The following is a 19,516-nucleotide window of genomic DNA, read 5'->3' on the forward strand; positions in this document are numbered from 1 at the left end:
TTGATTTAGAAATAATACGTTGACTTATGAACTGCTGCTGTTGTCATCAATTCTTAACATAAATAATGCTAATTTAATGTTTTATCGGAAACTCACATTATATACTTAAATTACAATTACATAATTTTCTTAAGAAAGTGGGTACTGTCATGGAAATAAATGAAAAACAACCAATGCTATCCCCTAAATTAATCCATGAACTTGAAATTTTATCATCCAAAACAAATATGCCTGTTTCTGAATTATTGGAAATATCTGTAGTATCATTGCTGGAAAAAGTGAATAATACCAAAGAACTCAATGTTGGACTTAATAATAAGGAAATGATCTTAAGAAATAAAATCATCATTAATCAAAATAAAGAGGTTCTGAATAACAAAAGCACTTGACCATAGAGGTTAAGTGCTTTTTGGTTCCTAACTGCCACTGTATTAATGGAATAGATATTCTAACGTGGTTTCCAATGTAATATTTATATCTTAATTTGTAATTTCCCCACCGAAAAATCATTTCTTATTCGGAATTGTAGATTTTCATAAAAAAAAGCAGCTATTAAACTGCTTTACAATTAATCATGGTTTAATAGATGTCACGTACGTACCTGCTATGAAATCATGTATCGCTCTATGATCTTTCCTTATGCCAACCATGAACGCACTGACAATAAACCCTATCCCAAATGTAATGGCATAAACCAAAGCAGCAACTAAATACCTCAATAGCATTGTGCCTATGCCTAATTTCCTTCCGTCCACCCGTACTATGCGTATTCCCATAATCCTTTTACCCACTGTATAGCCATACCATAATATCGGGACAATCAGCATGTAAAGAAAGTTGAAAAACGTTGAAAAGTTTTCATTTTCCCAATCACCGGTAATCAACCCGAAAATAATCGCTAATGGAAAAGACACTATTATGCCATCCAAAAATCCTGCAAAAAGACGTTTCCAAAAACCTACTGAATCGCTCATTTAAAATCCTCCAGTTGTGTTAGTTACAGTTACCTATATTACCAATAATAAGGATGGTGCGTAATGAGTCTTTGTACCCGCCGAATTTTTTAACAAAAAAATAAAACTTACATAATTGGTGACAATTTATAAGCAAAATTAAATCTCTGTGTAATTTTTGCTTATAAACGTTTGTTTTTGCTAATCTGCCTTTAATTTTCCTAAGAAATAAGATACAATTTAAATGATGCACAGTTTAAAACATACAAGATCGTAAACTGCTGTTTGTATGAATCAGCGTAAAACTAATGAAACAAAGTGTTGGACACGTTGAAACAAAAGTATTTTGGAGGAATGTAAATAAATGATTACAGTAAATAATGTTGGTTTACGTTATGGCGATCGTAAACTGTTTGAAGATGTTAATATAAAATTCACTCCTGGTAACTGCTATGGCCTGATTGGCGCGAATGGTGCGGGTAAATCCACTTTCTTAAAAATCCTTTCAGGTGAAATTGAAGCGCAATCCGGTGATGTCCATATGGGTCCTGGCGAACGCCTTGCCGTTCTAAAGCAAGATCACTTCGCTTATGAAGAGGAAGAAGTCCTTAAAGTTGTCATTATGGGACATGAAAGATTATATGAAGTCATGCAAGAAAAAGATGCCATCTATATGAAGGAAAACTTCACCGACGAGGACGGAATGAAAGCGGCCGAACTTGAAGGAGAATTTGCCGAATTAAACGGCTGGGAAGCTGAACCTGAAGCTTCAATCCTCTTAAAAGGCCTTGGCATCACGGAAGACCTGCATACAAAGAAAATGGCTGAATTAAACGGTGGCGACAAAGTTAAAGTATTGCTTGCCCAGGCATTATTCGGTAAACCGGATGTTCTTTTATTGGATGAGCCTACCAACCACTTGGACTTAAAAGCGATCAAATGGCTGGAAGAATTCCTAATCAACTTTGAAAACACTGTTATCGTAGTTTCCCATGACCGTTACTTCCTTAACAAAGTTTGTACACATATCGCGGATCTTGATTTCGGTAAAATCAAAGTTTATATCGGTAACTATGACTTCTGGTATGAATCAAGCCAGCTTGCCCTTAAACTGACTCAAGATGCCAATAAGAAAAAAGAAGAAAAAATCAAAGAGCTTCAAAATTTCATCGCGCGTTTCAGTGCCAATGCATCCAAATCGAGCCAAGCGACATCCCGTAAGAAATTATTGGACAAAATCAGCTTGGATGACATCGAGCCTTCTTCACGCCGCTATCCATATGTCGGCTTTACTCCTGAACGTGAAATCGGGAACGACCTGCTTCGTGTAGATGGAATCTCGAAAACGATCGATGGCGTAAAAATATTGGATAATGTCAGCTTCACGATGAATAAAGGCGACAAAATTGCATTTGTCGGTAAAGATGAGATTGCTAAAACAACAATGTTCAAAATCTTGGCAGGTGAAATTGAACCGGATAGCGGCTCATTCAAATGGGGCGTTACGACCTCTCAGGCATACTTCCCTAAGGATAATGCTGAATTCTTTGAAGGTGTCGATTTAAATCTTGTCGATTGGCTCCGTCAATATTCTCCTAATGACCAGAGCGAAAGCTTCCTGCGCGGTTTCTTGGGCAGAATGTTATTCTCTGGCGATGAAGTCACGAAAAAGGCAAGTGTACTTTCAGGGGGCGAAAAAGTCCGCTGTATGCTTTCCAAAATGATGTTAAGCGGTTCGAACGTCCTGATGCTTGATGAACCTACTAACCATCTGGACTTAGAGTCGATTACGGCATTAAACAACGGTTTAATCAGCTTTAAAGGATCTATGATCTTCTCTTCACATGATCATCAGTTCATCCAAACTATAGCGAACCGAATCATTGAACTTACTCCAAAAGGTACAGTCGATAAGCAAATGAGTTATGATGAGTACCTTGAAAATGGCGAATTGCAAAAACAAGTGGCTGAAATGTACAAATAATACCTTTATGAAAGCACATCCTTATTGGATGTGCTTTTTTCGTTCCCGATTCTTGCTGCCTGCATTTATTTCATACCTTTAATGTATTGAAGGTATAAAAAACACGCTGCAATAAATATAATAATATTCCCTGAAAGATGAGCACTGAATAAATTCATCGATAAAAAGGTATATTGGTAAGGAAGGAGTGAGTTAGAATTGGATGGTCATACTGTGAAAAATATTTTTGATGATACAGGATACCTTTTTTTATATGATAAATTCAGTTATCATTTTTATATATCCGGATTGTTCGATGTAGTGGAACAAGAAAAAGTAATCTCGGATTTTTTAAATTCTTATGGCTTTGATGATAAAAACCCTCTCTTTTTTGACGACTTTTCCTATTACTTTAATTGCTTTCATTATTCCCACCAAAAACAAAGGATGATGAATTACTTGAAAACCGAGTATGACGAACATATTTGTTAAGTATAAAAGTCCAGATAAACTGATCCTGCCTCTTATTAGCGAAAACCATTCAAAAAAGGTAAGAGCATACAAGTAGCTCTTACCTCGGACTGTAGGCAAACTCGATGAAAATCGAGTTTGCCTACAGTTTTTTATGAGTTATAATTTAGACGTTGATTTCCGCTCCAGAAACTCGCTTTACACGGGCGGCCCGCCCTCGTCGCCTTTACGCCTGCGGGGTCTCACACACCCGCTCCAATCAATTGGTTTAACTATTAGATAGAACCTTTTGCCTAATGTCTTTATTGTTTTAAAATAGAATTATTAATACTTGTGTAATGAGGATGCTTTCTAAACATGATTCTATTCAGCTTATAAAGGGTGTATTTTTGATGTGTTTTTTTGAAATTACGAACCCATATGAAAGATGTTTTTTGACTTCGTTTTCAAATAAAAAAGCAAACTCGCTCAGTTTTGGTGAGTTTGCTTTTTTATAGCTATCTGGTTCCTTATGCAAATAAACTCCCTAAATAAACTAAAAACTATCTCACGAATGCTCTAGAAGTCATAGGAGTTCATAGTCATATCATTTACCGTTATCTATACTCTTATGATTTGGAGGGGCTCGCAAAGGCGGAGAATACCCCTAGAACTATATATAAATAACCAGTTATCCGATTCTGCAACTTAGAATTCACTTCACTACCCAGAATCCGCTTTCTAATACTTGCTGCAAGAACTGCATACAGACCATCACTAATAAAAGCTAGGATAATAAATATAATTCCTAAAAGCAAAAATTGAATTGTGACTGATCCAGCAGAAGGTGATATGAATTGCGGAAAGAAGGCTAAAAAAAAGAGTGCTGTCTTAGGATTCATTACTTCTACGAGCGCTGATTCGTAAAATATCTTTAATAACCTTTTGCGAGGGGCTTTTAGAATTTCTGATGTCGTTCGATCGGATGTAGAAAGTAAAGTCTTACACCCCAGATAGATAAGATATGCAGCACCTAAGTATTTAACGATATTAAAGGCTGTTGCTGATGTCATAAGGATTGCCGAAACTCCTATTGCTCCAGCTAAAACGTGAACAGAACCACCAAGAGATACACCCAGAACTGATACTATGCCCGCTTTCTTCCCTTGATCAATGCTTCTTGCCATAATATACAACACAGCCGGTCCAGGTATTATTAACAATGTAGCAGCAGTAATTACAAATAGCCAAATATTTGAAAACTCCATAAAAAGCAACTCCTTGTTGTATTTTTGCACACGCTTTATTGGGCTCCTCCTTGATTGGTGAAAGCTAGTTTACACTTTTTTTAAGGTTCGCTTTCATCAAGGAGGCAATTTGTTGCTCATTTAGAAAAGGAATCTGTTCAAACTGTTTTAAAATGAGCTCTTGTCTGTAAGGAATGGCTTTGACTTACCTTTGCTTTCCCTTAAAAAGTGATAAACACCATTTTTGCTTTTAGGGGTGCCACCAGCAAACCCTAGTAATATGCCAATCATTCAATTAACCCTTTCCGTTGCTCACGCATCCATTGCGCAACCTGAATTTCCCCTTGTTCATTTGATTTTTCAAGCTCTGTAATAATCGCTTTGTAATCAGTGTCATTACGATTTTGACTCATTTTGGCTGCAGCTTGAATAGATGTGATTTCAATTTCAAAGCCAACTATTCCTTTCATTTCACTCTTAAGCAACTCTGGATCAAACGTTTCCCAGGTCCGACCATTTTCTCGATGCGACTCATAGTGATTAAGCATAGTATCCAAGGAGGAAATCAGCTCGTCCTCAGTGATTACACGAGCTGATCCATACGCATGTACAGCTAGATAGTCCCATGTAGGAACCTCTTCGCACTTATACCAACTTGATGAAATGTAAGCGTGCTGCCCTTGAAAAATCAGTAACACATCACTATTATTGTCTAAAGTTTTTTTCTGCATGTTTCCGTATGCAATGTGGCCAGTCGCATAGATTTTCCCTCCATCTTCCCGAATTTCCAAAGGAATATGCGTAGCCATGGGACGATGTTTATCAACAGTAATCAATAAGGCAAACGGGTTAGACTTCATAATTTGAACAGCCTCTTCATTTTTCATACGATATTGCTTAGGAATGTACACATTAATCATCCTTTCAACTTGCATTAGAGTTTTTAAAAATGAATATCCGATAAAAAAATAGTATTATACACATTGACATGAAAAAAGGTACAATAATAAACAAATATACATGTCAGAGGGAATGCAAATGAATAATACCATTTTTACTTTTAATGATAACTCCCCAAAATACAAACAAATCTACGAAAAATTTAAATCATATATTGAACAAGGAGACATTTTGGCGAATGAGCAATTACCCTCCATTCGTCAACTTGCAGATTCCTTACATGTAAGCCGTAATACAACTTTACTGGCATATGAACAACTTGTTGCTGAAGGGTATATTCGTGGAGAGGGCAGAAAAGGTTACTTTGCAAATGAGTTAGAACCCCTAATATTTCAGCAGCCATTAATCTCTTATAATAAAAAGCAGGCTGAGTCCAAGAAACCTCCGGTAGTTAATTTCAGGGCAGATGCCGTTGATCAAACACATTTCCCACTGAAAATTTGGAGGAGAATTGCTAACCAAGTATTAACATTACAGGATAGCTTTCGATACGGGGAACCATTTGGGGAAGAATGCCTACGCGAACAAATCTCCACATATTTATTCCAATCACGCGGAGTGAAAACAAATGCAAATGCAATTATTATCGGAAGCAGTACCCAACAAATGCTTGTATACCTTGGGCATATACTGAAGGATGAATTCCAGAGTATTATAGTTGAAGACCCTGGTTACGACGGTGCTAGGGAAGCTTTTCAATTCCATCGATTTATGCTTGAAACTTTGCCGGTTTATGAAACAGGTGCTGAACTTTCCCAATTAGAACAAATGAAATCACGATTAATCTATGTAACCCCTTCCCATCAAAGTCCAATTGGAGTAAGCATGTCTATTCAACAACGGCAAATGCTTATTCATTGGGTTAACAAGGTTCGTGGATATATTATCGAAGACGATTATGATAGTGAATTTCGCTATACACAAAAACCATTTCCTGCTCTTGCCTCCATTGATTCAGCAAGAGTCATTTATTTAGGGAATTTCTCGAAGTCCTTTCTTCCAGGAATTCGTTTAAGTTATATGGTCTTGCCACAGCCATTATTAAATCGTTTTAAAAATCAGTTTCTTCATTTTGAAGCTACCACCTCCCTGCTTAGCCAGCTTACAATGGCTAAACTTATGGAAGAGGGAGAATGGAGTCGACATATTAAACGAATGCGCCTTGTTTATAAAAGAAAAATGCAGCACTTAGTATCCGCATTAAAAGAGCAATTCGCTCAAAATATATCAATTATTGGTGAACAATCCGGTTTGTATGTATTAGTCAAGGTACATCTGAAGCATTCAGAAGATTGGTTAATTCAACAAGCTTCCTTTCATGGCGTTACGGTGTATCCTACGTCCCTCTACTTCATTAAAAATAACACCGACGGACCAATGGTTAAACTAGGTTTCAGTAATCTTTCTGACGATGAAATTGATGTGGGTGTGAAACTCTTAAAGAAGGCATGGATAAAAGAATAACTCGATAATTCTTTGAATAAACGAAATGTAGCAATTCTATTTGAATGTTTGGTGTTGCAAAAATAATCTTCATAGGAACCTTTCTAGCATTATTAGTTATTGGATTTGAAGCCAGCTTCACATTTTTATCATATGCAATGGACACACTTCCTATGGGGACAGCTTATGAATATGGACGAGAATTGGTGCGTCAGGTAGAGCATCATTTGGAATGATTTTATACGGATAATCCGAATATTGGAATAGTTAGTTTTTATTAGGAAGAAATTAAGTGCTACTTTAGGTCTAAAACTTGTTTCTTAATAGATAAATTGAAGGATAATTTTAAGCCTAATTTCCATCTGAAATTAGGCTTAATTTTTTAACAAATCTACCACAGTAATTTAATAAGACAAAGTCGGATATCTTTTAATTTTGTAGATTTTTCTTCATAAGAGATGCTACTTGTATATTATCTTGTTGAGAAGTGTTTTCTAGATGCTTAATAATTAATTCTTGACGCTCCAAAGGGTGATTTTGACTTAATTTAGCTTTCGCTTCAATTTTTGTGATTTTTATTTTAAATGCTACAATCCCTTTACTCATTCCTTCGATAAATCTGGAATCTACATCGTTTAAATTGTATGGGCTATCTGGACTTTCATATTTGTTTACCATATCATTTAGAGAATCGAATATGACTTTTTGATCTTCGACAATCTCCATATTTCCATATAAATTTATAGACACATAATTCCAAGTAGGAACTGCCATCGTTGTTTCATACCAAGACGGAGAAATATAACAGTGAGGACCTTGGAAAACCGCAAGATATTGAATATTTTAGACCTGAATATAAAAATAAAAATTTCTGTGATTGTATTTTGCATTCACCATGGAAAGAATAGGGTACAAAAATGCACAACGTAACAGCGAATCGTGGTAGGAAGTTAATAGCAACAGGAGATTCAACGGTTATTAAATTCCTTCATATAATGTAACGGGGACAATCGTTAATTTTTGTTGCGGCATAGGATAAGCACCTCCTTTTATTGATACAAGTATCGTACCAGGAGGTGCTACGTATTTAATATGCGCTGTTTAAATGGTGGCTTTCCTTTAACCATAGTTTGCAACCCACTATCCAAGTGTTTACGCTTAGATATAAGTTATCCTCTCTCCTCCAAAACTCAGTTCCAGTGAGTGGTTAACTCTTATTCGGCGGGAATCCCACCCGATATATGTAACGACCTATGCTCGAACGCTCTGACAGGCACCGAATGCCTACCCAAACTAGCAGCCGAATCGATGAGAAAATACCGAAACCAAATCCACCTATCCGACACTTTAACACACTAACTGGAAACTTCAGCTGAGTCGGGTCCTGACCTCAATTTTGTATTTTGTTTGGGAAGTATAATTTTCGCCTGCTAAAAGAAGAATATCTCCAAAATCCTCAAATTCAATTGCTCCTGGTGCAGCTTGGGTTTCAAACGTTATACCGCCGTGTTGAATTAATTTTTCTCCGTGCATGAGTGGCACACCTTCCACAAAGTTTGCAGTGTAAATGACAACCGCAGGCTCTTCTGTGTATACCTCGACTGATATTTTCTGGTCAGGACTAATTAATTTTGCTGCAGTTTGATGAAGTCCTGAGCACGTTAGGAAGAATGGATGATCGATTCCTTGAACCTTTTTAACTTCTGCGTCAATTGCTTCAAAGGTTGATTTTAATTTCTTTGGGGTTCGAAAATCATAAGGCGTGCCAATTGTGCTTCGCTTTTCCCCAGTTACCGTGGTATCGTCATTTACTGGTGCAAATTCTTCAGAAAAGATTTGTAAGAAATGATCATCGATTGGATTGCTGGGATGCCCTGTTAAGTTAAAATAGACGTGATTGGTCGGGTTAAAAATTGTGTCTTTATCACTAGTTGCTTGATAGCTGACTGACCAAATATTTAAGTTGTCTAATGTGTAAGTCACACTTACTTTCAAATTCCCCGGAAAACCATTCTCGCCATCAGGTGAGTGGGTTGAAAAGATGATTGATGCACTTTCATCCGTCTCCTTCACTTCATAATCCCAGATTTTTTCATCGAATCCAGGGCTGCCACCGTGTAATGTATTCCCTAATTGATTTACAGATGTTTGGTAACGTGATTCACCAATCGAAAATTGACCATTTTTTATTCTTCCAGCGACTCTTCCTATTGTTGCTCCATAATATGTTTCTTTTTTGTAATCCTCAATCGAGTCAAATCCCAATACGATATTATTACGTCCCGTTTCCGTTAGGACGAACAGATTGACGATTCTTGCACCAAAGTTTGTAACTTCCATTCTTACTCCATGTTCATTTTCTATTGTAAACAGCAAGACTTCATTTCCAAACGAGCTTTGTGATGTTTTCATTTTTTTCGGCTCCTTCCCTATTAAATTCCTTCATTTAAATAAAAGCTAAAACACCATGAATTGCACAAAAAGTTCAGCAAACATTTTAATGGTGAAAAGCCGAAGTAGCAACTTCGGCCTTAAGATAAGGGAATCATATGAGTAAATCAACATGTTCATGATGTGTGTGTAGATCATAATTACAGAAGTATTTTCCCTTATGACCCCCTGATTTAAAATGCATGCTTAACTCTTCTATTTGCGTATAGCTTCTTTGAATTCTGCTCCAAATCTCATAGGTCTAATTTAAGCACTTTTTCCCTTAGCTTGTTTGCTTTCTCCAATTTTTTCAATTTCCTCCAAAGTATGACCTCGAGTTTCAGGAACGCATGTCCGGATAAATAAAACACCGAGTAAACAAATAGCACCAAAGATTGCAAAAACAGCTTCTTGAGACATCGAAGCGGTCATGATTGGAAATAGCAATCCAACCAAGAAAGAACCAATCCAGTTAAATGATGAAGCTATTCCTGATGCACGCCCGCGAATTACCAGCGGGAAAATTTCTCCAACTATGACCCAGGTTAAAGGAGCCCACGTGAATGAATAAAGTGCTACATAGATACTTAAAAAAACAACCATCATCATCGGATTTGCATTAGGAATTAATATATTCAATATTGCCGGCAAAATAAAGGATAGTCCCATAATAGTTCCGCCTATTGTTAATAAAGTACGGCGATTAAATTTATCAGCAATCATAAGGAATATTAATGAACCTAGTACGAGAATAACCCCTTGAATAATTGGCCACATCAATACTGAGCTGGCTTCATGCCCTGTTGCTTTTTCCACAATCATAGGTATATAATAAAAAATTGCGTTTGCGCCCTGGAATTGTTGAAACGCAGCAACACCCACACCAGCAATTACTAAATAACGGTATTTATTACTTAAAAGTGTACCCCAAGATGCTTTTTGATTTACCTTTGCTTCCTCTTTAACAGTTTCTTGAATTTGTATTATTTCAGAGTCAATTTGTTCTTTGTTAGAGCGAATAAAGCCCAACACCTTACGAGCTTCATCAATTTTATTGTTCTTAATTAAAAAACGTGGTGATTCGGGTAACCTTGACACTCCAATAAATAAGATCAAAGCAGGTACGGCAGCCAAACTAAGCATCAACCGCCATGCCATAGTTCCTGGTAAGTCTTTCAATAAATAAGCGACAATGTACGAAAGCAACATACCAGAGACAATCATTGTTTGATTAATTCCTGACAGACGTCCACGTAAACGTGCCGGCGCCATTTCCGACATATAGGCTGGGACCAACGCAGAAGCAGCACCTACAGCCAACCCTAATAAAATCCGGGCAACAATCATAAAAATGAGCCCTTTATGAGGGGATAATCCTGCCAAAATGGAGCCAACAGCAAAAATGATAGAAGATATTAAAATCATTTTGCGCCGTCCTAAACGATCGGAAAGTTGTCCGGCCAGGGCACCTCCAAAAATAGCTCCAAACATCAGCGAAGAGGTAATCCAGCCAATGGCACCAGGGTTGTTTTGAAGGTTCCAATCATGTTGCAGAAAAGGTAATGCACCCGTCATAACGCCGATATCATAACCGAAGAGAATGCCTCCAAAAGCCCCAAAAAAATAAATGAATCCACTTGAGATTTTCTTTTCATTAACCATTAAAATTCCCTCCTCAAGGTTTTAAGATTATATTTTTAAAATCCCACTACTAAAAATATTGATTGCTTTAAAGAAAATAATAATAGTGTTTTCAAGCTACAAATATATGCTAGTAGAATCATCTTGAAAATTATTGATTAGGATGAATTCTGTGTCGTTATTATGCTATTAAAACGCTTTCATCTTTTTCCGGAAAACCACGAACACGCTTACAAAAAAAGTGATCATACTAATGGTTACTATTTCCAGACTACAACCTCTGGAGTACCTATTTCTTCCCTCCAAGGAAGCAGAGCCTCCTTGGAGGGAAGAAACATTACTTAATAACTACGTATTCCAAGCCAACAAGTTTTGCATAGGTTATGATTTGGTCTGTTGTTAAGTTCAATGAAACAACTGTATGGTGACCGCCACCATTCTCAAGCCAAGCTTTCACTCCATCTTGGAAGTTTGGCTTCACTTCCCAAAGTACACGGGCCACTGGAAGGTTTGGTGCTGGAACAGTTGGCTCAAATGCAGAAACTTCATTAATCAAAAGTTTATAGTTTGTACCAAAGTCAGCCATGGAAACAACGACACCGTCTCCTGCTTTGCCGTCGAATACTAAACGTGCTGGATCTTCACGATCACCTATACCTAATGGAGATACGACAATTTTTGGTTTGTTACTTGCTAAAGATGGGTCGACTTCAAGCATATGTGATTGAAGGATTGATTCTTGTCCAGCAGCTAATTCATATGTGTAATCTTCCATAAAGCCAGTTGATTGGTTATGGCTCATCACTTTCAGTAAGCGATCGAGTGCTGCCGTCTTCCAATCTCCTTCACCCGCAAAGCCATATCCTTGTGCCATCAAACGTTGGACGGCAAGACCAGGAAGTTGTTTCATCCCATATAAATCTTCGAAGTTCGTTGTGAAGGCCGTGTAACCACCATCATCAAGGAAACGTTTAATCGCAATTTCATAGCTTACCTGTACCTTTACGCTTTTCTCCCAATCTTCCCTACTGTTTGTACCATAATCAAATTCATAAAGGCCTTCGTATTCTGAAAATAAAGCATCAATTTCTTCATCAGTAACCGCATTTACATATTGAACAAGGTCTCCGATTCCAAAATAGTCAACTGTCCACCCAAATTGGATTTGCGCTTCAACCTTATCCCCTTCGGTTACTCCAACGTTACGCATGTTGTCTCCAAAGCGAGCGACCTTAATGTTGAAGCTTTCGTTATAAGCAACCGCTACGTCCATCCATTGTGCAATTTGCTTTTGCACTTCAGGGCGCTCCCAATAACCTACAACAACTTTATTTTGTTTTTTCAAACGGGCATTGATAAAACCATATTCACGGTCACCATGAGCGGATTGGTTCAGGTTCATAAAGTCCATATCAATCGTTGCCCAAGGAATGCTTTCATTGAATTGTGTAGCTAAATGAAGCAATGGTTTTTGTAATAGTTTCGTTCCACGAATCCACATTTTTGCAGGTGAGAAAGTATGCATCCAAGTGATGACACCGGCAACTTCGTCACGATAGTTGACTTCTTTCATGATGCTTGTGATTCTATCTGCACTAACAGCTAAATCTTGCAATACAAGTGGATAAGGTAAAATACCGCTTTCATTTAATGCATCGGTTATCGTTTGTGCATGCGCCTTGACCTTTGCTAACGCTTCTTCCCCATATAGATGTTGTGATCCTACGACGAACCAAAATTCCTTTTTTTCTGTTGTTAACATAATAATCCTCTTTTCTTAATTCTAATGGTTTGATAATTTAATAGAGTTGATCTTACTTTTGACCGTAATAAGCATATTTTCCATGTTTTCGTAAATAGTGTTTATCCAAAATATTTTGTGGTAATTCTTTTGCAAAATGATTTAAATCCCGTGTAAATAAATTCATTTTCGAAACTTCATCCAACACCACACTATTCATTACGGCGGATTTTGCATCTTTGCCCCAAGTAAACGGACCATGACCATGAAGTAAGACACCAGGAACGGCTAAAATGTCTAACCCACGCTCTTCAAATGTTTCGATGATTAACTTCCCAGTCTCCACTTCGTACCCACGATCAATCTCCTCTTGTGTTAGGTAGCGGGCACATGGGACGGATCCGTAAAATGTGTCTGCATGAGTGGTCCCCATCGCTGGAACATCAAGGCCTGCTTGAGCCCAGATTGTCGCCCAAGTTGAATGAGTGTGTACAATGCCCCCGATTTCTTGGTAATACTTATAAAGTACTGCGTGAGTAGCTGTATCTGATGAAGGCCTCAACTCTCCTTCAACAACATCGCCATCTAAATCAACAACGACCATATCACTGGCTTTCATCGTTTCGTAATCAACACCACTAGGTTTGATAACAAATAAACCGCTTTCACGATCAATTGCACTTGCATTTCCCCATGTATATTTCACGAGTCCATATTTAGGCAAGTCCAAATTTGCTTGAAATACCTCTTCTTTCAGTTGTTCTAACACGTCAATCCCTCCAGTTTTCCACTCATAACATCAAATTGTCTACAGCGGCCTGCTCAATCACTAAACCCTTCCTGTATCTTTCAATAAATGCTTCAAATCCTTTAACATCTACTTGATCAGGATAAATTTCTTGTCCATCAACCTCTTCGAATACTTTTTTGTCGAGGAAGTCTTCTAAACTTTCTTTTTGATCTTTATTCATCATGTAAGATGCAAGAATCGCCATTCCCCACGCGCCGCCTTCTCCTGCCGTTGACATAACTGATACTGGAGTATTCATTGCAGCCGCAACAATTTTTTGTCCAACAAGAGGGGTTTTAAATAAACCACCGTGAGCCAAAATACGATCAATTGCAACATTTTCTTCTTTTTTCAAAATACCCATTCCGATTTTCAAAGCACCGAAAGCAGTAAAAAGGTGAGTCCGCATAAAGTTTGCTAAATTGAATTGACTCTCAGGTGAGCGGACAAATAATGGTCGCCCTTTTTCTAATCCTGTGATATTTTCACCAGAGAAATAACCGTAGCTAAGCAAACCGCCACCATCTGGATCCGCTTCCAAAGCCTTATTCAACATTACTTCAAATAATTTATTTTTATCAACCTTTTGTCCCATTGCCTCAGAAAATTCACTGAACAATCCCAGCCAAGCATTCAGATCACTTGAACAGTTATTCGCGTGAACCATTCCAACGAGACTTCCGTTTGGTGTAGTTACCAGATCAATTTCTGGATAAACTTTTGAAAGTTCTTTCTCTAGTACAATCATCGCAAAAACGGAAGTTCCTACTGAGATGTTTCCGGTACGTTTCCTCACACTATTCGTAGCAACCATTCCAGTCCCCGCATCGCCTTCCGGTGGACAAATTGGAGTGCCTGGTTGTAAATTTCTTGATCTATCCAGGATTTTCGCTCCAATTTCGGTTAATTCACCCGCCTGCTCGCCCGAAATGTAGACTTTAGGAAGAATCTCTTTTAGCTTCCAAGGATAACCTTTCGTCGCAATTAAATCGTCAAACTGCTTGACCATTGATTCATTGTAATCTTGCGTTGATTCATCAATTGGGAACATGCCTGAAGCATCTCCAATGCCAATTGCTTTATTTCCAGTCAATAACCAGTGAATGTATCCAGCCAAAGTCGTAATACAATCAATGCGAGGCAAATGTTTCTCTTCATTTAATATCGCTTGATAAAGGTGAGCAATACTCCATCGTTCAGGAATATTAAATTGAAATTGATCAGTTAGTTCTTTTGCTGCAACACCAGTTGTTGAGTTACGCCAAGTTCGAAACGGAACCAGTAGCTCCCCTGTACTGTCAAAAGCCATATACCCGTGCATCATTGCAGAAAATCCAATAGAACCTATTTTCCGAATGGTAATTCCATAATTCCGTTCAACTTCTTGCTTCATTTCACTATAAGCTGTTTGCAGACCAGTGATAATATCCACTAAGTTGTACGTCCAAATTCCATCTTCCAAGAAATTTTCCCACTCATAACTTCCAGATGCGATAGTTTCATGATGATTATCAATCAACACCGCTTTAATACGAGTGGATCCAAATTCGATTCCAAGTGAAGTTTCTCCCCCGGTAATCGCTTGTTTAATTTTTAATATATTCGTTTGCACGTTAATCCCCCTTCTGTCAGCGCTTTCAATAAAAGGAGGCGCTTAAATTTATTAACAACCATATTATATTTATTTGTACGTACATTTGTCAATGGTAAATATTATTTATACTGACAACTTCCGAAAGGAATCCTCCACCCTCACCTTAAAGTCATAAATTTGTATTAAAGGAAGTTATACGGACATGAAATCTAAAGGTAAATAGGGGGAATTTATAACTTTATACAAAAAATAAGATGAGTTGTTTTAATTCATTCAAAATTATGTTAAAATATGTCCGCACAAATATTTTAAGCGCATAAATTAGAATGCAAACAACTATGAAAGAAGTGAGGTTTAATGAAACCAAAGTATCAGGTAATCATTGATGATTTAAAAAATAAAATCCTTACAGGTGAATATAGTGTAGGCGAACAAATTCCTACTGAATCCGTCATGCAAGAAATGTACAACGTTAGCCGACACACAGTACGAAAGTCCATCTTAGAATTATCAAACGAGGGATTCTTGAGAAGTGAAAAAGGATCTGGCACATATGTTAGTAACCAATATCAATCATCTGGTGGCAATTCCAAAAATAAAACGATCGGTGTTATCACGACCTACATTTCTGATTACATTTTCCCTTCTATTATCCGCGGAATTGAAAGAAGATTGAATGAAGATAATTATTCGTTACTATTAGCCAGTACAAATAATGATGTCGAACAAGAAAAAAAAGCCTTGGAAATGATGTTGTCATTTGGCGTGGATGGTTTGATTATTGAACCTACAAAAAGCAATTTATACAATCCCAACATCGCTTACTACCTATTGTTTAAGGAACAAGAGGTTCCATTCATCATGATCAACGCTTATTATGAAGAATTAGAGGTTCCTTTCTTTTGCCTAGATGATGTGCAGTCAAGCTATCTCGCAACAAAAGAATTGATTTCGAAAGGACACACCCAAATTGGAATCATTTCAAAAATGGATGATTTACAAGGAAAGTATCGAATGAAGGGATATTTAAAAGCACTTGGAGAAGCCAAATTACGCTTTCAACCAGAGCAATTGCTTTCGTATACTACAGAAACGAAACTAGACCTATACACGAACTTGAAAGGGTTCCTAAATGAAAATAGAGACGTGTTGACTGGCATTGTTTGCTATAACGACGAGGTAGGGTTGGAAGTAGCAAATGTATCCAGACAACTTGATATTTCTATTCCCGAAGAATTATCAATTATTGGCCAGGACAATTCTTATATTGCGAAAAATGCTAATATCAAACTAACGACATTGACACACCCACAAGAACAAATGGGACATGATGCAGCTGATTGGGTCATTAAGAAATTACAAGGAAAGAAGGATTTACCAAACGAAACCTATTATCAACCAGTGTTAATTGAAGGCGAAACTGTCAAAGAGTTAGAAATACAATAACCTTAGTGTGTGATGCCTATAGGCTCCACTCCCACACTGGCTGCCTCCATCCATTTTATTAAACCAAATCCATCTTCATTATTTTCAAATGCTAAAGGGTCTACGATTACAATTCCACGGGAATTCACTGCCCTAGCCACATGTAATTGTTGGGGAATATCCACTCTAACAATATGGTGTTTATCGGAAATTCTCTCGATTAGTTTGTTTATCTTGCATTTTAAACTTTATATTAGGGTTCCTCCTAAGGTTTTGGGTTAGAGTGATGTCTTACTCATATCTTACTGAGGAGCCCTATTTTTTTCAAAGCTGAAAAATGACGAACTTCAGGAATGCTAACCTGTTCCATAAGAAAAAGGCTGCCTCAGCAACCTCCCTTTTTGAAGTATGCACCCCTATTAGTTCAGTAAGAATGTATGGGTTCTTGGAAGTATTTTAATAAAACAAGTATCATCTAAGGAAATTGGAACAAATATTATAACTGTTCCAAACCAAATGAGGTGGCTAAACGAACAGAAGAAATTGCTTCTTCGCCAATTATGGCTAATGTAACCTACAATGAGAAAAGTATCTACATTGAGCACGTAGATGAACAAAATGGAACAGCTACAATCCATTCCGTTGATTAATCCAAATAAAAAACAGAGTGTTTCAGTAACCAGCTTAAAAGAACAGTAATTTGTCAATATTTCCTCAATACATTAATAAACTTCCACCTTGGTTTGGTGGTTTCATGTTGTTAGATTAAGTTCATTGACCATCTTCTTTAACAATCTATCCCCTTGTTTAAGTCTAAACTAGATCTCTTTGCCACCTCTTTGCTGGCGGATTTCTGGTTTTACCCGCATTCCTCGACATTTTGTGAATAATATGATATCAGATCCTGCTACTACGCAACCATTCCAACACCAACATAAGCAAGCGCATAATCAACTAGCGTTTTACTTTTCCCTTCTGGATCTACGATACGTAAAAAGACAATTCCCATAGCTACTGTTCCAGCGCCCTACTTGGAACGATTCAAGACGATTGGGATACATTATCCTCCTAAGAATAAAAAAATATATTATATTGTGGCAGTCAACGGATTATGTTGCTTAATCTCTTGTATTGATAGATATATAGAATAGTTCCCATAATCGAGAATTTTATTAAGAAAAAGATTCAATAGTTCTTGAGAGTTAACTTTTATTTTTAAATGGTAACAGCCTTCTCCCGATACTCGGTGAGCTTCAACTATCTCATTTCTATCATTAATAAAACGTATAAATGAATCATGGTTTGCTGTTTTCATATAAATAATGACAAATGCTGTATAAGAAAGTCCTAATTTCATTTCATCGACTATTAGAGAGTAGGCTTTAATTACACCATTTTCCTCAAGTTTTTTAATACGATTTCCTACTGCTTGTCCCGTCATATGAATTTGTTCACCTAAGTCTTTCCATTGAATACGTGAATTTTCGGATAATAACCGAAGGATCTGAAAATCAATGTTATCAAGTTCCATAATAAACTCCTTTCACCATGAAATGCATTGATATAAAAGTGTTTCATCAAAGTATCGATAGATATCAATATATCATTTATCATTATATTGTACTAAAATTTTTTAAAGAGGTGGAAAAAATGAACACAGCTTTAATCATTGTCGATATTCAAAATGACTATTTCCCAAATGGAAAGATGGAATTAAGCAATCCAGAAAAAGCAGCGGCTAATGCTGCTAAAGTTCTTGAATGGTTTAGACAGAATAACAAAGATAATATTGTTCATGTCCAGCATCTCGCAAGTGATCCAGGGTTAGGCTTCTTTCTTCAGAATACGGAGGGAGTTAAACTAAATGAAGCTGTTCTACCATTAGAACACGAAAGCATTATCATAAAACATTTCCCTAACAGTTTTTTACAGACTGAATTAGAAAGCAAATTAAAAGAAAAAGGAGTAACAAAGCTAGTGATTGTAGGTATGATGACGCATATGTGTATTGATGCCACAGTCAGAGCTGCAGTGGAACTAGGCTTTGAAACTACACTTATTGAAGATGCATGTGCGACAAGAGACTTATCTTATCAAGATAAGGTCGTTCCAGCTGAACAGGTTCATTATTCGTTTGTCAGTGCACTTAACGGTATGTATGCCAATGTAATTTCGACCGAGGATTTCCTGCAAAAAAACTAACACAACCTTGAAGAACCAATAATCTTTTTTAAGTGGGAGTTTGTTTTAAAAACAAGCTCCCTTTTTTTACTGATGTTGTACTTGTTATCCAAGCTATATCATGATGAATTACATGAAAACCGAGTATTACGTACATATTTGTTAGATAAACTGATCATGCCTTTTATAAGCCAAACTATTCAAAAAAAGGTAAGAGCAAATATGTGCTCTTACCTTTCTTCACTTTATTATTCACTGTTATTCTTCCTTGCCTGCTGCCATATTCATATTCGCTTCGACATTCTCCTGGTTGATTGTGGTAAACGGTAAATTTCGCTTTCCTGAGAAATTCTCAAGCAGGTCTTTGACATCAATTCCCGAGGATGCCTTTAATGACTCCTGCAATGATGCCATTAAATCGTAGCATACCCAGTCACTTTATTAGCCCCGCCATTCTTACCGCGTCCACCTGTATCCACTACAGTGATCTTGTCGATATTACTAAGCGGGCTTCCCACTTGTTTTGCTTTTTGTTCCTAAATATCTTACTTCCAATAACTATCCACAGAGGAAATGCTTACACCATTTGATGAATAGCTGTGTATGAATTGATTACACCTATATTAATACCAGCATGTGAGGCACCAGGTTTATAGGATGATTCAAGATGAACTGGACTCATAAAAACACTAGAATTT

At 37.1% G+C, this 19,516-nt stretch carries 16 protein-coding genes and 4 pseudogenes; 8 read left to right on the top strand and 12 right to left on the bottom strand.

What is annotated here, in order from left to right; genetic code table 11:
* Positions 1 to 149: 149 nt before the first annotated feature.
* On the top strand, positions 150 to 389 hold the full coding sequence (locus ACYP5M_RS05385; protein WP_101225129.1) for a hypothetical protein: 240 nt from the start codon (positions 150 to 152) through the stop codon (positions 387 to 389).
* Between the two features lie 183 nt (positions 390 to 572).
* Here ACYP5M_RS05385 and ACYP5M_RS05390 read toward each other — a convergent pair whose 3' ends face one another.
* On the bottom strand, positions 573 to 974 hold the full coding sequence (locus ACYP5M_RS05390) for an RDD family protein (protein WP_101225130.1): 402 nt from the start codon (positions 972 to 974) through the stop codon (positions 573 to 575).
* Positions 975 to 1,317: 343 nt separating this feature from the next.
* Between ACYP5M_RS05390 and ACYP5M_RS05395 the strand changes: the two genes are divergently transcribed.
* Together ACYP5M_RS05395 and ACYP5M_RS05400 are read left to right on the top strand one after the other, a co-directional pair.
* Positions 1,318 to 2,937 (top strand): ABC-F family ATP-binding cassette domain-containing protein, encoded by a 1,620-nt coding sequence (locus ACYP5M_RS05395; RefSeq protein WP_095394509.1) that lies wholly within the window; start codon positions 1,318 to 1,320, stop codon positions 2,935 to 2,937.
* Between the two features lie 198 nt (positions 2,938 to 3,135).
* Positions 3,136 to 3,408 carry a hypothetical protein gene (locus tag ACYP5M_RS05400; RefSeq protein ID WP_034307327.1) on the top strand — a complete coding sequence of 91 codons (273 nt, stop codon included), beginning with the start codon at positions 3,136 to 3,138 and terminating at the stop codon, positions 3,406 to 3,408.
* 587 nt (positions 3,409 to 3,995) lie between these two features.
* On the opposite strand, the gene ACYP5M_RS05405 is transcribed toward ACYP5M_RS05400, so the two are convergent.
* Together ACYP5M_RS05405 and ACYP5M_RS05410 are read right to left on the bottom strand one after the other, a co-directional pair.
* A complete protein-coding gene (locus ACYP5M_RS05405) occupies positions 3,996 to 4,634 on the bottom strand; it encodes a LysE family translocator (protein ID WP_434167106.1) in 639 nt (212 codons plus the stop codon).
* Between the two features lie 266 nt (positions 4,635 to 4,900).
* Positions 4,901 to 5,533 (bottom strand): FMN-binding negative transcriptional regulator, encoded by a 633-nt coding sequence (locus tag ACYP5M_RS05410; RefSeq protein WP_459734756.1) that lies wholly within the window; start codon positions 5,531 to 5,533, stop codon positions 4,901 to 4,903.
* A 118-nt stretch (positions 5,534 to 5,651) separates the two neighbouring features.
* On the opposite strand from ACYP5M_RS05410, the gene pdxR reads away from it, so the two are divergent.
* Entirely contained in the window at positions 5,652 to 7,037 is a 1,386-nt protein-coding gene (gene pdxR / locus ACYP5M_RS05415; protein ID WP_459734757.1) for a MocR-like pyridoxine biosynthesis transcription factor PdxR, read from the top strand.
* Positions 7,038 to 7,081: 44 nt separating this feature from the next.
* Positions 7,082 to 7,252 (top strand): SMR family transporter, encoded by a 171-nt coding sequence (locus ACYP5M_RS05420; protein WP_452445157.1) that lies wholly within the window; start codon positions 7,082 to 7,084, stop codon positions 7,250 to 7,252.
* Positions 7,253 to 7,445: 193 nt separating this feature from the next.
* Here the strand turns inward: ACYP5M_RS05420 and ACYP5M_RS05425 are convergent.
* The 6 genes and pseudogenes from ACYP5M_RS05425 to ACYP5M_RS05450 form a co-directional block, all read right to left on the bottom strand.
* Positions 7,446 to 7,853: pseudogene (locus ACYP5M_RS05425) on the bottom strand (FMN-binding negative transcriptional regulator); the annotation flags it as partial.
* A gap of 531 nt (positions 7,854 to 8,384) precedes the next feature.
* The gene (locus ACYP5M_RS05430) at positions 8,385 to 9,428 is read right to left on the bottom strand and encodes an aldose epimerase family protein (protein ID WP_427574434.1); all 1,044 of its coding nucleotides are present in this window, start codon (positions 9,426 to 9,428) and stop codon (positions 8,385 to 8,387) included.
* Positions 9,429 to 9,713: 285 nt separating this feature from the next.
* Positions 9,714 to 11,108, bottom strand: a complete 1,395-nt coding sequence (locus ACYP5M_RS05435) for a sugar porter family MFS transporter (protein WP_459734758.1) — start codon at positions 11,106 to 11,108, stop codon at positions 9,714 to 9,716.
* A 316-nt stretch (positions 11,109 to 11,424) separates the two neighbouring features.
* Positions 11,425 to 12,849, bottom strand: a complete 1,425-nt coding sequence (gene araA, locus ACYP5M_RS05440; RefSeq protein WP_434167109.1) for an L-arabinose isomerase — start codon at positions 12,847 to 12,849, stop codon at positions 11,425 to 11,427.
* Positions 12,850 to 12,901: 52 nt separating this feature from the next.
* Positions 12,902 to 13,597 carry an L-ribulose-5-phosphate 4-epimerase gene (locus tag ACYP5M_RS05445; RefSeq protein WP_101225142.1) on the bottom strand — a complete coding sequence of 232 codons (696 nt, stop codon included), beginning with the start codon at positions 13,595 to 13,597 and terminating at the stop codon, positions 12,902 to 12,904.
* 22 nt (positions 13,598 to 13,619) lie between these two features.
* Positions 13,620 to 15,230, bottom strand: coding sequence for a xylulokinase (locus ACYP5M_RS05450; RefSeq protein ID WP_459734759.1), 1,611 nt, complete (start codon positions 15,228 to 15,230; stop codon positions 13,620 to 13,622).
* Positions 15,231 to 15,569: 339 nt separating this feature from the next.
* Between ACYP5M_RS05450 and ACYP5M_RS05455 the strand changes: the two genes are divergently transcribed.
* On the top strand, positions 15,570 to 16,658 hold the full coding sequence (locus tag ACYP5M_RS05455) for a GntR family transcriptional regulator (RefSeq protein ID WP_434167112.1): 1,089 nt from the start codon (positions 15,570 to 15,572) through the stop codon (positions 16,656 to 16,658).
* Between the two features lie 14 nt (positions 16,659 to 16,672).
* Here ACYP5M_RS05455 and ACYP5M_RS05460 read toward each other — a convergent pair.
* Positions 16,673 to 16,870 (bottom strand): annotated as a pseudogene (locus ACYP5M_RS05460) (IS110 family transposase); the annotation flags it as partial.
* A 327-nt stretch (positions 16,871 to 17,197) separates the two neighbouring features.
* On the opposite strand from ACYP5M_RS05460, the pseudogene ACYP5M_RS05465 reads away from it, so the two are divergent.
* Positions 17,198 to 17,336, top strand: a pseudogene (locus ACYP5M_RS05465) (H-type small acid-soluble spore protein).
* Positions 17,337 to 17,724: 388 nt separating this feature from the next.
* Here ACYP5M_RS05465 and ACYP5M_RS05470 read toward each other — a convergent pair.
* Positions 17,725 to 18,168 (bottom strand): Lrp/AsnC family transcriptional regulator, encoded by a 444-nt coding sequence (locus ACYP5M_RS05470; RefSeq protein ID WP_101225146.1) that lies wholly within the window; start codon positions 18,166 to 18,168, stop codon positions 17,725 to 17,727.
* A gap of 119 nt (positions 18,169 to 18,287) precedes the next feature.
* Here ACYP5M_RS05470 and ACYP5M_RS05475 point away from each other — a divergent pair, with 119 nt between their 5' ends.
* Complete coding sequence (locus ACYP5M_RS05475; RefSeq protein WP_459734760.1) at positions 18,288 to 18,839, top strand: cysteine hydrolase family protein; 552 nt, start codon at positions 18,288 to 18,290, stop codon at positions 18,837 to 18,839.
* Positions 18,840 to 19,076: 237 nt separating this feature from the next.
* Here the strand turns inward: ACYP5M_RS05475 and ACYP5M_RS05480 are convergent.
* A pseudogene (locus tag ACYP5M_RS05480) lies at positions 19,077 to 19,345 on the bottom strand (flotillin family protein); the annotation flags it as partial.
* Between the last annotated feature and the right edge of the window lie 171 nt (positions 19,346 to 19,516).

It is taken from the genome of Peribacillus sp. N1 (assembly GCF_054600815.1).

Coding starts and splice junctions, on each gene's coding strand:
- ACYP5M_RS05385 (WP_101225129.1), top strand. CDS start 150: ATGGAAATAAATGAAAAACAACCAATGCTATCCCCTAAATTAATCCAT.
- ACYP5M_RS05390 (WP_101225130.1), bottom strand. CDS start 974: ATGAGCGATTCAGTAGGTTTTTGGAAACGTCTTTTTGCAGGATTTTTG.
- ACYP5M_RS05395 (WP_095394509.1), top strand. CDS start 1,318: ATGATTACAGTAAATAATGTTGGTTTACGTTATGGCGATCGTAAACTG.
- ACYP5M_RS05405 (WP_434167106.1), bottom strand. CDS start 4,634: ATGGAGTTTTCAAATATTTGGCTATTTGTAATTACTGCTGCTACATTG.
- ACYP5M_RS05410 (WP_459734756.1), bottom strand. CDS start 5,533: ATGATTAATGTGTACATTCCTAAGCAATATCGTATGAAAAATGAAGAG.
- pdxR (WP_459734757.1), top strand. CDS start 5,652: ATGAATAATACCATTTTTACTTTTAATGATAACTCCCCAAAATACAAA.
- ACYP5M_RS05420 (WP_452445157.1), top strand. CDS start 7,082: ATGTTTGGTGTTGCAAAAATAATCTTCATAGGAACCTTTCTAGCATTA.
- ACYP5M_RS05430 (WP_427574434.1), bottom strand. CDS start 9,428: ATGAAAACATCACAAAGCTCGTTTGGAAATGAAGTCTTGCTGTTTACA.
- ACYP5M_RS05435 (WP_459734758.1), bottom strand. CDS start 11,108: ATGGTTAATGAAAAGAAAATCTCAAGTGGATTCATTTATTTTTTTGGG.
- araA (WP_434167109.1), bottom strand. CDS start 12,849: ATGTTAACAACAGAAAAAAAGGAATTTTGGTTCGTCGTAGGATCACAA.
- ACYP5M_RS05455 (WP_434167112.1), top strand. CDS start 15,570: ATGAAACCAAAGTATCAGGTAATCATTGATGATTTAAAAAATAAAATC.
- ACYP5M_RS05470 (WP_101225146.1), bottom strand. CDS start 18,168: ATGGAACTTGATAACATTGATTTTCAGATCCTTCGGTTATTATCCGAA.
- ACYP5M_RS05475 (WP_459734760.1), top strand. CDS start 18,288: ATGAACACAGCTTTAATCATTGTCGATATTCAAAATGACTATTTCCCA.